The organism is Natrinema pallidum DSM 3751, assembly GCF_000337615.1.
GTDB lineage: Archaea > Halobacteriota > Halobacteria > Halobacteriales > Natrialbaceae > Natrinema > Natrinema pallidum.
In genome coordinates, this window is record NZ_AOII01000039.1 from 22,234 (window position 1) to 35,021 (window position 12,788).

The 12,788-nt window shown below is 66.3% G+C and carries 12 protein-coding genes; 3 read left to right on the forward strand and 9 right to left on the reverse strand.

The features are described 5' to 3' along the window. Positions 1-44: 44 nt before the first annotated feature. Complete coding sequence (locus C487_RS06250) at positions 45-857, reverse strand: sulfurtransferase (protein ID WP_006184855.1); 813 nt, start codon at positions 855-857, stop codon at positions 45-47. Positions 858-1,136: 279 nt separating this feature from the next. Between C487_RS06250 and C487_RS06255 the strand changes: the two genes are divergently transcribed. Beyond that, positions 1,137-2,003 (forward strand): sulfurtransferase, encoded by an 867-nt coding sequence (locus C487_RS06255; protein ID WP_006184856.1) that lies wholly within the window; start codon positions 1,137-1,139, stop codon positions 2,001-2,003. A gap of 237 nt (positions 2,004-2,240) precedes the next feature. Here C487_RS06255 and C487_RS06260 read toward each other — a convergent pair whose 3' ends face one another. Next, complete coding sequence (locus tag C487_RS06260) at positions 2,241-3,458, reverse strand: polysaccharide deacetylase family protein (protein ID WP_006184857.1); 1,218 nt, start codon at positions 3,456-3,458, stop codon at positions 2,241-2,243. 161 nt (positions 3,459-3,619) lie between these two features. Between C487_RS06260 and C487_RS06265 the strand changes: the two genes are divergently transcribed. After that, positions 3,620-4,255 carry a ferritin family protein gene (locus tag C487_RS06265; protein ID WP_006184858.1) on the forward strand — a complete coding sequence of 212 codons (636 nt, stop codon included), beginning with the start codon at positions 3,620-3,622 and terminating at the stop codon, positions 4,253-4,255. Positions 4,256-4,404: 149 nt separating this feature from the next. On the opposite strand, the gene C487_RS06270 is transcribed toward C487_RS06265, so the two are convergent. The 3 genes from C487_RS06270 to thiE all read right to left on the reverse strand — a co-directional run bounded on the left by C487_RS06270 (position 4,405) and on the right by thiE (position 6,265). Continuing rightward, entirely contained in the window at positions 4,405-4,677 is a 273-nt protein-coding gene (locus tag C487_RS06270; protein WP_006184859.1) for a DUF7553 family protein, read from the reverse strand. A gap of 95 nt (positions 4,678-4,772) precedes the next feature. After that, a complete protein-coding gene (gene thiM / locus C487_RS06275; protein ID WP_006184860.1) occupies positions 4,773-5,603 on the reverse strand; it encodes a hydroxyethylthiazole kinase in 831 nt (276 codons plus the stop codon). Then, a complete protein-coding gene (thiE, locus tag C487_RS06280) occupies positions 5,600-6,265 on the reverse strand; it encodes a thiamine phosphate synthase (RefSeq protein ID WP_006184861.1) in 666 nt (221 codons plus the stop codon). The genes thiM and thiE overlap by 4 nt, the downstream gene beginning before the upstream one ends. A 124-nt stretch (positions 6,266-6,389) precedes the next feature. Here thiE and C487_RS06285 point away from each other — a divergent pair, with 124 nt between their 5' ends. Beyond that, positions 6,390-7,079 carry a haloacid dehalogenase type II gene (locus C487_RS06285; protein WP_006184862.1) on the forward strand — a complete coding sequence of 230 codons (690 nt, stop codon included), beginning with the start codon at positions 6,390-6,392 and terminating at the stop codon, positions 7,077-7,079. A 17-nt stretch (positions 7,080-7,096) separates the two neighbouring features. Here C487_RS06285 and C487_RS06290 read toward each other — a convergent pair whose 3' ends face one another. From C487_RS06290 to C487_RS06305, 4 genes are all read right to left on the reverse strand, one after another. Continuing rightward, complete coding sequence (locus tag C487_RS06290; protein WP_006184863.1) at positions 7,097-7,702, reverse strand: GNAT family N-acetyltransferase; 606 nt, start codon at positions 7,700-7,702, stop codon at positions 7,097-7,099. Positions 7,703-8,388: 686 nt separating this feature from the next. After that, the gene (locus tag C487_RS06295) at positions 8,389-10,041 is read right to left on the reverse strand and encodes a Coenzyme F420 hydrogenase/dehydrogenase, beta subunit C-terminal domain (protein WP_006184864.1); all 1,653 of its coding nucleotides are present in this window, start codon (positions 10,039-10,041) and stop codon (positions 8,389-8,391) included. Beyond that, positions 10,031-11,752 carry a nitrite/sulfite reductase gene (locus C487_RS06300; protein ID WP_049907982.1) on the reverse strand — a complete coding sequence of 574 codons (1,722 nt, stop codon included), beginning with the start codon at positions 11,750-11,752 and terminating at the stop codon, positions 10,031-10,033. The genes C487_RS06295 and C487_RS06300 overlap by 11 nt, the downstream gene beginning before the upstream one ends. Positions 11,753-12,132: 380 nt before the next feature. After that, a complete protein-coding gene (locus C487_RS06305) occupies positions 12,133-12,780 on the reverse strand; it encodes a hypothetical protein (protein WP_241431070.1) in 648 nt (215 codons plus the stop codon). Between the last annotated feature and the right edge of the window lie 8 nt (positions 12,781-12,788).

Sequence of the window (12,788 nt, forward strand, 5' to 3'; positions counted from 1 at the left end):
ACCGGACACTCGGTTCGGGGATGCATTGGTGTACTGTCCGTCGGCTACTCGCCTTCGGACGCCGCAACCGGCCCCGTTTCGACCTCGCCGTCGTTGGCGAGCCACTCCGTGAGACTGCCCTCGTAGAAGCGGACGTCCTCGTACCCCAACGCCGTGAGCACGACGTAGGTGTGGCTGATCCGCCGCGCGGTGTTGCAGTAGAGGACGATCTCGCGGTCCGGCGTGATGCCGTGAGCGGCCAGCAGGGCCTCGAGGTCGGCCTCGGGTTTCAGCCGCCGCGTCTCGTCGTCGACGACCTCTCGCCAGTCGAACCGCACGGCACCCGGCAAACGCGCCTCCTCGAACTCCTCGAGTTCGCGCGTGTCGACGACGGCGGCGTCGCGCTCGAGGGCGTCGACGACGGCGTCGTAGCCGACCAGCGGACTGTCGTCGGGCGCGAGCGGATCGGGATCGTAGTCGGTCGGCTCGAATGCGGCCGTCTCGGACGTGGTTTCGTACTCCCGGTTCCAGGCGCTGTAGTCCCCGTCGAGCAGGCGTACGTCCTCGTGGCCGTACTCGAGCGCGGTGAGCACGAACCGGGCGGCGAAGACGCCGTGGGTGTCGTCGTAGGCGACGATCGTGTCCTCGGGGCTGAGACCCGCGTTGCCGAGCAGGTCGGCGAAGGCTTCGGCACCCGGCAGAGTCCCGCGGTCGACATCGCTCTCGTCGCGGTAGCTGTCGAACGGGACGTTCACCGCACCGGGGAGGTGCCCGATCCCGTCGAACTCCCAGGCGTCCCTAACGTCGACGATGCGCACGGCGGGATCGTCCAGACGCGATGCGAGCCAGTCGGGGGAAACGACGACGGAGTCGTCCATTACCCCGCCGTTCGGACCGGAGACTCGAGTACGCACCGGTTTCGGCCCGATTCGCGGCTACCGGGACGGTGGCAATGCTTGCTTGTTCTTAGTGGGGGTCCCGCCCCGTCTCGTTCGACGGATCGCCGATTCGTCGCGAACCCGTCGAATACAGTCGCTGTACGGACGGCTATTACGATCGGCTCCGAACGAGTCGGCAATTCTTTCCGGAAGGGTCGATCGGTGTCCGATTTATCCGGTTAAGAAGTTCATTTGTGTGATGCCATTGTAGGGACGGGTATGGCAACCGACTACGCCAACGACGTACTCGTCACGGCCGACTGGGTCGCTGACCGACTCGACGACTTCCAGGACGACAATTCCGACCACCGACTGGTCGAGGTCGACGTCGACACGGAAGCCTACGAGGACGAACACGCGCCCGGCGCGATCGGGTTCAACTGGGAAACCCAACTGCAGGACCAGACCCAGCGCGACATCCTCGAGAAAGCGGACTTCGAGGACCTCCTCGGGAGCCACGGCATCAGCGAGGACGATACGGTCGTCCTCTACGGTGACAACTCCAACTGGTTCGCCGCCTACACCTACTGGCAGTTCACGTACTACGGTCACGACGAGGTCTATCTGCTCGACGGTGGCCGCGAATACTGGCTCGAGAACGAGTATCCGACCACGGACGAGGTGCCCGACTTCTCGGCGACCGAGTACGATGCCGCCGGTCCACGCGAGAGCATCCGCGCCTACCGAGAGGACGTCGAGAACGCGATCGACCGCGGCGTCCCGCTGGTCGACGTGCGCTCGCCCGAGGAGTTCTCCGGCGAGATCCTCGCGCCCTCCGGCCTGCAAGAGACCGCCCAGCGTGGCGGCCACATCCCCGGCGCGAAGAACATCTCCTGGGCGGCCGTGACCAACGACGACGGCACGTTCAAGGACCGCGCGGAACTCGAGGAACTCTACGCCGAGGAGGGTATCACCGGCGACGAAACGACCGTCGCCTACTGCCGCATCGGCGAGCGCTCCTCGGTCGCATGGTTCGCGCTCCACGAACTGCTCGGTTACGAGGACACCGTCAACTACGACGGCTCCTGGACCGAGTGGGGCAACCTCGTCGGTGCGCCGGTCGAGACGGGCAAAGCAGACGACTAAAGCGAAAATTCGAGCAGCGCGAAGGCGGTCGAATACGCCAGCGGAGACCGGCGTGATCCGCGAGCAAGCGTAGTCGCTGGAGGGAGTCGCGTTCTCCCCTGACCGAACGCCGCACCGTCTCCAAGCGAGATCGATTCTTCCGAGCGGGTCACCGGGCCGACGAGCGCTGTCGGTCCCGGACTATCGGCTCCGACCATCCGGCGGACCGACCTCGAGAGGGATCGCTCGTCCGGCTGGCTACGCCTCGTGGATGTGGTTCGAGGCGATGTCGTCCGGGCCGACGACCTCGATCTCGCCGGCGGACTCGAGGTCGGCGAGATACGAGACCGTCTCCTCGAACGCCTCCCGCGACCCGCCGGAGAGGTCGGGGTAGGTAAGCGTCGTGATCGTCCGGAAGTGGGCCGTCCAGTCGAGGAGTCGGCGCGCCTCGTCGGCGGTGGGACCGACGGTTCGAGGGGCGAGCGCGGGGTTCGACAGGTTGCCGTGACCGGCGTAGCCGCCGACAAACCCGATGTCGTGGTTCGCTTCGACGACGTTCATCGCCGTGTCGTCGTAGCGGTTGAGCGGGTACGAGAAGTACTTCGCGCCATCGTCGAACCCGTTGTCCTCGAGCCACTCGATGGCCCCCTGAATCTGGTCGCGCTGGGCCGACTCGGTCGCCTCGGAGAGGTCGGCAGCGGTCGTCCCCTGACTGCCGATCGTCCAGCCCTCGCGTTGGAGGGTCTCGAGATGACTGTGGCTGAGATAGCCGCTGCCGCCGACGTAGTCGGTGGGGACGAACGCCGTCGCGGGGAAGTCGTGGTCCGAGAGCGCGGGTCGCGCCCGCGTATAGACGGACTCGTCGCCCTCGAACTGGAGGAGGACTTTGCCGGTCTCCGGGCGGGAGACGAAGTGGAGGTCGTCCACCCACATCGTCACCGATCGGTCCTCGCCCGCCCAGGCGGAGATCTTGACGTGTTTGATCGAACTCAGGTCCGGCTCGCCGTGGGTGTCCGTCACCGCGAGGTCGTGGTGGGCGAGGGGGAGTCCGGGCTTGAGGTCACACTGGAGGAGCAACCGGTTCCCGTCGGTGTCGCTGAGTTGGACGACCGGATCGATGTCGTCCTCGGTGGCAAAGGCCAGCGCGGGAAACTCCGTCGAGAGGTCCCGCGGCGAGTCGAATCGGCGTTTGATCATTACTCGCTGCTGGGACCGGTCGGCCGTCATGCGTCCGGACTGGTCGCCGGCGTACGCTCGCTGCGTGTCCAGTTCCAGCGCCCCGTCCATCACTTCCCACATCGAGAGATCGTCGAACTGGTCGAACGACCCAGGGTTCTCGTCGATCGTGTCGGACGAGTCCTCGGAGTCGTCGCCGTCTGTTTCGTTCGACTCGTCGGCGGAATCCGAATCGCTCAGGGCAGAACAGCCACCGAGCGTCGCTGCAGCGGCCGTTACCAGATACGCTCGTCGTTTCATTCCGCTCGAGGACAGTTCGAGTAGGGTAATTGTTATGCTGCTGTTGGCGGTGGACGGTCGAACGGTAACTGGTGCATATCGACCGACACAGCGAGTCCAGGGAGCGTCCCCAGCGAGCGCCGTCACGATAAGCATAACTCGAGTCCGCTCGAAGGCTCCCTATGACCGATCCGGACGCGTTCGTCGACACCGTCAGCGAAGACAACCAGACCGCACTCTCGCGACTCGGCTCCTCGAAGTCGCTGTACGCCGACACCGGCGGCGAGATCGAGACGGAGCCGGTCCTTGAAGCCACCGCCGACGCCGAGTACGCCGCCTGGCAGACGTTCCGCGAGTGGGCCGACGACGAGACGGACGACGACGCACGCGCGGCCTTCGAAACGACGGCCGCGGAGGAACAGGACCACTACGAGACCGTCGACGGCGAACTCGCGGACGACGGCTACGAGCCCGGCGACGTGCCCGCGCTCCACGAGTACCTGCGCGACCAGACGGACACCGTCTCCCGCGCCGGCGCACTCGTCGGTCGCATCCTCGCAAGCCAGCGCTCGAAGGACCAGGTGGTCGGCTACTTCGTCGGCGACGCCGACCCCCAGACGGCGAGCCTGTTCCGCGGCTTCGGCGAGGACCTGGACGACCAACTCGAGCGCGCGACGGCCCTCCTCGAGACGGTCTGTGAGAGCGACGCGGACTGGGACCGCGCCGAGGAAGCCGCCACGGGCTCGATCCAGACCGCCTACGACGAGTACGTCGAGACGCTCGAGGGGATGGGCGCGAATCCGAAGCCGGTCTGTTAGGGACGACCAGCGGCCGTCCGAGGGCACGGACGCGACCGGTTCCCGGTCGCGGTTCGTGTGCCGGCGGGGTCTCCGGGTCGAGCGGGCGAGACGGATGGCTGCGCTCCGCGGCAGCCATGACGCGACAAAAAGCGACCGTCTCAGCGGTCTCAGACGCCCTCGAGCGTCGATCGGAACTCGGTAATCGCCTCGAGCGCGTCGTCGATGTCGTCCGCGACATCGCCGCCCTCGTCGCCCGCGATATCCTTCAGGATATGCTCGTGGCGCGCGAGTTGGCCGTGATCGGGACCGTGCTCGGCCGTAGCGTAGTCCTCGAACTTGGCCGCCTGGTTCCGAAGCCGTTCTCGTGTCTCGTCGTCGGATGCGGCCGTCGCCGCCGCTTCGATCGACTCGGCCGCGCTCTCGAGTTCGGTGCGAGCCATAGCCGACGTTTCTCCCGGTGGGTACTAAAACGGTGACAGTACGTTCCGGATCGCTGGACGTACCGTCCGGCTAACAAGTGGCCGGGGCCGCGGCGTTAGCGGAGCCGTTCGATTCGGTCCCCGATGGCGAGGTCGGCGACGACATCGCCGGTGAGACCGTAGACGGCGTCGCGGAAGGCCGTCTGGTAGCTCCCCGGTCCCGAATGCTCCATCTCGGCCGCGCGCTCGCCCGCGATTCCGAACGCGAGCGTGCCGTGAACGGCGGCCTCACGGGGGTCCTCGAGCGCGCCGGCGAAGGTTCCGATGGTCGCGGCGAGCATGCAGCCCGTGCCGACGACCTCGCCGAGCATCTCGTGGCCGGCAGTGAGCCGAACCGCGCCGTCGGCGTCGGCAACGACATCCGCGACGCCCGAGGCGACGACGGTCGCGCCGGTCGACTCGGCGACGGAGCGGGCCGTCTCCTCGATCTCCGCGTAGTCGCCGATGGATTCGACGCCTTTCACGTCGGCCTCGACACCGGCGAGGGCACTGATCTCGCCGTAGTTGCCCTTGATCGCGGCGAACTCGACCTCCGAGAGGAGGCTCTCGGCGACCGCGTCGCGCGAGGGCGTCGAACCCACGCCGACGGGATCGAGGACGACCGGAATTCCGCGTTCGTTGGCCGTCCGACCGGCCTCGTGCATGGCCTCGACGCGGCCATCGGGTACCTGGCCGATGTTGAGCACGACCGCACGCGCGGCCGCGGCCATCTCGCCGGCATCACCGAAGGAGTCGGCCATCACCGGCAGCCCGCCCCAGTGAAGGGTCAGGTTCGCCACGTCGTTGATCGTCACCGTGTTCGTCAGGTGCTGGACGAGCGGCTCCGTCTCTCGAACCGCCCGAATCGAATCCGCGAGGTCGTCGGCGGCAATGTCGGTACCGTTCATTTGCTGTGTCCTCCGTGGCCGACTTCCTTCGGCGTTTCGACGGTGGCGGCGAGCGTCTCGGTCGCCGCCTGCGGGTCCGGGGCTGCCGTAATCGCACTGATCACCGCCACACCGGTTGCCCCCGCCTCGACGACCGGAGCCGCGTTGGCAGGCGTGATGCCGCCGATACCGACGACGGGAACCGAGACCGCGTCGGCGATGTCGGCGATCCGTTGCGGGCCGATCCCGTCCGTGTCCGCATCGACGTCCTTCGACGAAGTGCCGTAGACCGCGCCGACGCCGAGATAGTCCGCCCCCGCGGCGGCCGCTTCCCGAGCCTCGGCGACCGTCGACGTCGAGCAGCCGACGATCGCATCCGTGCCGAGCAGGTCGCGGGCGACCGCGACCGACAGGTCCGACTGCCCGACGTGGACGCCATCGGCATCGATCGCCCGCGCGATGTCGACGCGGTCGTTGACGATCAGATCGACATCGGCTGCGGCCGTCACCTCGCGTACCTCGAGCCCGGTCTCGTACCGCGATCGTGCACTCGTTCCCTTCTCGCGCAGTTGCACGGCGTCGACGCCGCCGTCGATGGCCGCGCGGACGATGTCGGGCGTCGACCGATCGCCGGACAGCGACGCCTGCGTGACGAGGTACGTCCGCCAGTTCGAGGGATTCACGGATGATACCAATCGGTAGTCGCACTAAGCGGCTTCGATCGACGGAGCGTCAGCGGATCGTCTCACCGCCTCGGTAGTGAACGCAACGGCCGAGATTCTTGGTCCGCCGGGCGATAACGAAGGTATGGCGTTCGATCCCGACCGTGCCACGACAGTCACGTTCGACTCCTACAGCACGCTCGTCGACGTCGATGCGACCGTAGCCGCACTGGCGGACCACGCCGATATCAGGGACCCGGACCCCGTCTCCCGGACCTGGCGCGAGCGGTCGATGCAGTACACGCTCGTCGCGAACCACCTCGAGTCCTACGAGACGTTCTACGAGATCAACCGCGACGCGCTCGCCGCCGCCCTCGCGGCTCACGGGATCGACCTCCCCGCCGACGAGCGCGAGGACATCCTCGAGGTCTATCACGAACTCGAGGTCTTCGACGACGTCCGGGAGAGCGTCGAGCGGTTACACGAGGCCGGCTACGACACGTACGTCCTCTCGAACGGCACTCCCGAGATGCTCGAGTCGATGGTCGACCACGCCGGCATCGGCGACCTCCTCGTCGATACCATCAGCGCGGACGAACTCGAGACGTTCAAACCCGATGTGGAACTCTACCGCCACGCCGCCGGGCGGACGGGGACGCCGCTCGACGAACTCGTCCACGTCTCGGCGCTGTGGTTCGACGTGCAGGGCGCGATCCACGCGGGAATGCAGGGCGTCTGGCTCGACCGGAAGGGAACCCCCTGGGAACCCTTCGGCGACGAACCGGATCTGATCGCCGAGGGGCTCGCGGCGGTGGCGGATCGACTGGAGGGCTGATCGGCCGACGGCTCGAGTCAGGACAACTCGAGCGAGTCCTCGCCCGTTCGGACGAGGGTATCCCAGTCGTCGTCCTCACGAACTGCCGGGAACGGACGCGGCCGTTCGGGCGGCTCCGTTTTCTCGGCGAGCGGTCGCCGCCACCAGGCCACGTCCTGCCACTCGGCTTGCGTGTAGCCGATCGCCGGAAAGTCGACCAGGCGCTCGAACCCCAGCCGCTCGTGGAACCGTTCGGTTTCGGGGTTCGGGACCGTCGTCACGGCGTAGGCGTCACGAATACCCTGTCGCTCGAGGACGGCGAACAGCGACTCGTAGAGCGCCCGTCCGACGCCGGACCCGCGGGCCGGGTCGGCGACGTAGACCGAGAGCTCGACGACCCACTCGTAGGCGCGCCGTTTGCGCAGCGGCCCCGCGTAGGCGTACCCGACGACATCGCCGTCGATCTCACAGACGAGCCACGGATGGCGCTCGAGGGTCGACGCGATCCGGTCGGCGACCTCGGCCTCGGTGGGGACGGTCTCCTCGAAAGTAACCGCCGTCGATTCACAGAAGGGAGCGTAGATATCGCGAACGGCGGCCGCATCCGCGGGAGTCGCGGCTCGAATTCGAGCGTCGGCTGTCATCAGTCCTCATTGCCATGGGATCGAAATAAGTCCGCTGAAGACGCTCGAGCGAGCCGTCGTGGACCCCTCGAGCGACTACAGTGCCGGGATTCGAACCGGTCGCGGCACTCGAACTGATGCCAGCGCTCCAGTACCGGTGACTTTGCAGCAGTAGCCGACGACGACCGAGAACGAGCGCTGCCGCTGCCGGATTTGGAGATACAAGGAGGACAGCGTCCCGTCATAGCTCTACCTTGTGACCAGAAGCACTTAAACAACGACCGATGATCGCCTCGAGCGCCCGTGACAGACACAACTGCCACGGATGCGAGGCAGAAGCGGTTTAGTGAATGTGTAAAGAGAGCGTTCAATACGGAACACGATGTCCATCGAAAACGACCCCTCCCTGCTCGCGCCTTCGGACGTCGGCAGAAATCCGTGATTCCGGACTGCCAATCAGCACGCTTTGCGTTCTGATGACGCTCGCTGAGGACGGGGGAGTAGCGCCACAATTCAGCTAACTAGGCACTTCGATCGGAGTTGTGCCGTCAAAACGAAGTCCAATGCGAACGGCCGCATCTGGGCCGAGCAATCGGATCACCGGATTCTCTGCGTGACCGTGTCCTCTCCCAGCACTTCCCTCGAGGAAACAGTAGACCGACCGCAAATCACTGACGAGGCCGAACTCGGACTCGAGTCCGAGCCGCTCAGTGACCGTAGTCGTGGGGGTTCAGCTCGGTGCCGTAATTCTCGGCGTGGTCCGTGTACTCGATGAACCGCGGCGCGTCGGGATCGAAGGGCCGTTCTAAGCTCTCGAAAGCCTTCTTCTTGTCCCAGCCCTGGAGTTTGCCGACCGCGGATTTGTCCTCTAAGTCGTGGTAGTCGAGGGTCGGCTCGGTCAGCTCCCAGGCCTTCATGCCCTGCTCGGTGCGGATGATGACGCTCGAGTAGTCGTCGCTCGAGCCGACGGAGCCGACGGTGATGTCCGAACAGAAGCCGGTGAAGTCGGCGCACTCGTCACAGCCCTTGAGGGCGGCGTCGTGGAAGTTCTCGATGTCTTCCTCGACGATCATCTCGCCGTCGTGGTCGTAGACCATCATCTTGCCGTCGAGGACGTCCATCTTGCCGATCTCCGACGGCGAGATACCGCGTTGCGCCTCCAATTGCTCGCCCATGAGGCTGTGGTAGTTGAAGTTCTTCGTACACATCAGCGCGATCGTGTAGTCGACCGCGCGGATGCCCTCGTTTTGGGCCTGGTAATCCCACTCGAAGTCCTGCAGGGCGCGGATACCCTCGATCTCACAGGGCGTGCCGACGATCGCGATGCTGAGGTCGTCCCAGGACTTGTCCGGGAGCTTGTGTTCCCAGCGCTCGAGGTCGAGGTTGCCAAGCGCCATCGTCTGGTTGTAGACGGTGCCGGCGTTCGCGATGAGTTCCTCGGTCGTCGTCGCGAGATAGCTCTCGGCCTTCCAGGCCTCCTCGTCGCTCTCGGTGGCGACGAGCGCGCCGTCGATCTCGCCCGCCTCGAGCAGCGTCGCGAGGACACCGGTGACGACGCCGCCGTCCTGAGCTCCGTCGGTCCAGTCGTCCTCGACCGTCGCGGAGAACTCCGTGATCGGGTCGCCGGCACCCGTGACGTTGTCCTCGCCGCCGGTGATCTTCCACTGGCGCTCGTAGCGCATGCCGCCGCGGGGGCAGAAGTCCCAACACAGCGAACAGCCCGTACACATCTTGACCAGTTCCGGGTGGCCGTCGTCGCCGATGCCGATCGAGTCCGACGGGCAGGCGGCGACACAGGTCCCACACTGGATACAGCGACCCTCGTCGATGACCGCCTCGTCCAGTTCCATGAACCAGGTCTTCTCGTCGGGCGTTTCGATGTCGTTCATCCGCGACCGGATCGCGTACTCCGGCGTCTCCAGATCGACGCCCTCGGGAACCCCGACGCGCGTATCGGGTGCGTCGTCGTAGACGTCCTGGCTGACGTCCTCGGCGGGCTCGGTGAACTCGAGGTCGCCGAGATCGCCCATCTCGTCGACGTTGGCCGCGCCGGCTCCGTCCGTGGCGACGCGTTTATCGCCGGTCGATTCGGCCGCCGGTTCAGCGGTCTTCTCGCCGCAGGTGCAGGTGTCGGGCGAGCAACTGTCGCCCGCCGCGTTCGCGCCGCCGTCGGTCGCGATGGCACCCGCTCGAGCGTGGTCGGTGTTCGCCCGGGATCGGGACGCGCTACCCTCGGCGTCGGGGACGACGACAGCGTCGCCATCGTCGTCCGAGGCCGGAACGTGGGGGAATCGGCGGTCGTCCTCGCCGCTCGCTCGATCCGAGGACTCACTACGTTCGTCCTCGCCCTCAGTCCCCATGGGCAACACCCCGTGCGACCGGCGCGTCGGCCCCTTGCATGATCGTCCGGAGTTGCTCGTTGTCGACGCCCCGACACCACTCGTAGAACGTCTCGCCCTCGTCGCGGTCGGCGGAGTAGGCCTCGAACAGTTGCTCTAAGGCCGGGATCACGGCGTCGGCGGGGACGGCGCTCTCGACCCAGTCGAGGAACTCGTTGTCAGCACCGAGCGAGCCGCCGAGGCCGAAGTCCATTCCCTCGACGATGTCGTCCTCGTCCTCGAGTTTGACGGTCTCGCCCCGGAAGCCGATGTCGGCGATCTGTGGCTGGGCACACGACGCGGAACAGCCGGACATGTGCATCCGTATGGCCTCGATATCGTCGGGCACGTCGATGCGGTCGTCGAGTTCGCGAGCCCAGCGCTTGGTCCGCTTTTTCGTCTCGATGATGGCGTAGTTACAGAACTCGTTACCCGTACAGCCGACCGCGCCCCGCGAGAACGGCCCGGGATCGGGGCTGTACTCCTGTGCGAACGGTTCCGCCAGCAGGTCGTCGACGTTCTCGTCGGGGATGTGGGTGATGAGGAAGTTCTGGTCGGTTGCGAGGCGAACGGAGGCGTCCTCGGTGCCGTACTTCTCGGCGGCGCGGGCGGCTGCGGCGAACTCGTCGCCGCCCATGCGGCCGGCGATGACGTTGAAGCCGACGTAGTTGAGTCCGTCCTGTTTCTGTTCGTGGACGCCGACGTGGTCGCCCTGGTAGCCGACGGTCAGGTTCTGGCCGCCGGTCGGCAGGTCGACCGTACAGCGGTCACGAACGGCTTCCTCGAACGTCTCGGCCCCCAACTGCTCGACGAGATACCGCATGCGACAGACGCCGCGGTTGTTGCGGTCGCCGAGTTCTTTGAACGTCTGGGCGACGGCGCGGCAGAACTCGACGGCGTCCTCGGGCTTGATGAAGACATCGAGTTCCGATCCCATCCGCGGGCCGTCGGAGAGACCGCCGCCGACGCGGGCGTGGAAGCCGTAGAGCTGCTGGCCACCGTCGGACTCGTCCGACGAGCCTCCGGCTTCGCCGGAGACATCGATTTCCTTTTTCGCGGGAACGAGCCCGACGTCGTTGATCTGGGACTGGGCACAGTCGTGGGCGCAGCCGGTGATCGTGATCTTGAACTTCCGGGGAAGGTTGGCGTACTCGCGGTTCTCGGTGAAGAAGTCCGAGACGGCCTCGATAACCGGTTGGGCGTTGAAACACTCGTGATCGTCGAGGCCGGCCGCGGGACATCCGAGGACGTTCCGGGCGGAGTCACCGCAGCCCTGGACCGTCGTCAGGCCGACCTCGTCGTACCGGTCCCACATCTCGGGCACGTCCTCGACGCGAATCCAGTGTTTCTGGATGTCCTGTCGGGTCGTGATATCGAGGTAGGCGTCGCCCCAGAGGTCGTTCTGTTCCTCGCCGCCGTACTCCTCGGGGGCGACCGCGAGGTCGTCGGTGACCTCGCCGATGACTTCGGCCTGTTCCGGCGTGAGCTTCCCGCCGGGAACCTTGGTCCGGATCATGAAGTAGCCCTCCTGCTTCTGGGCGTACATGCCGGCCCACTTCAGGCGCTCCCACTCGCCGCCGCCGGCGCGCGCTTCGATCTCCTCGAAGGAGAGTGCCGCGTCGGCGTAGTCGTAGACATCGTCGACGACATCCAGCGGGTGTTTCTCCTGTTTGTGTTGTTCGACTGTATTCACGCGAACCACCTCGTCGTTCGTCCGGCGACAGAAGTACCGACGCGTCCCGCAGCACGGGCGTTCGTTTGGCAGACCATCGTTTAGCGGGTAATACCACCCCACGACTATACACCCGCGTAACTCGGCGAATCATGACGTGGATCGCTTTCACCGGCAAGTGTTGCACCCTCGGACGCCCGCCGTCGACGGTACCGAACGGAAACCGACGACAGCACGCCACAACGCGCCAGCCGGCATCGCTCCCAGCACGGACGCGTCGGTGATAGCGGCAATCGTCCCCGGTACCGTGTAACCCGTCATATGTCCCCGATCGGCCGGTGATCCCACACGGGCAGCCACTCCACGAGCGCGTCCCGACCGGCAGTCTACTTGATGGGCGGTCAGTCGACGCAGGCGACGAGCGTTCCGTGAGTCCGCGGGTCGGGATCGAACGACAACTCTTCGGCGACGCCGTTGTACCGCGCCCGGAGCAGGATGCGTTCATCGAAATAGTACACGACGCGGACATCCCACTCGGTGCGTTGGTCCGCGAACGACTGGCGCGTCCCCTTCGTCAGGTTGTAGCGAATCGCCACCAAAACGGCATCCCCGGTTCCGGCCGGATCGATCGGTGCTGTCCGGTACGCCGTCCGGTGAAGCGTGACGGTCCGTGCCAGCGACCCGTACCGGGCGAGAAACGCGTTCCGTCGATACGCCCGCTCGAACTCGGTGACGTACCGGCTCACACCGTACACCGCCGACGATCGCGAGCCGGCTGCCGGACTGCGGTCCCCGCCGGCGTTCGCCTTCGACGGCGGTGCTGGATACGGCAGCGACTCGAGTGTGTCCGCACTATCGGTCCGGTCGGGCTCGGGGCGCTCGACATCGCTGCAGTCGTGCCGATCCGCGGGAACGATGCCGGACTCGAGCGATGGGGCGGTCACGCCGCTCGGGTCGGACTCGAACCCACCCGTGGCGACCGCCGCGGTCGTCGCGATCGACGCGAGAACCGTTCGTCGAGAGGGCTGTCTCTTATACACATCTCTGATGGCGCGAG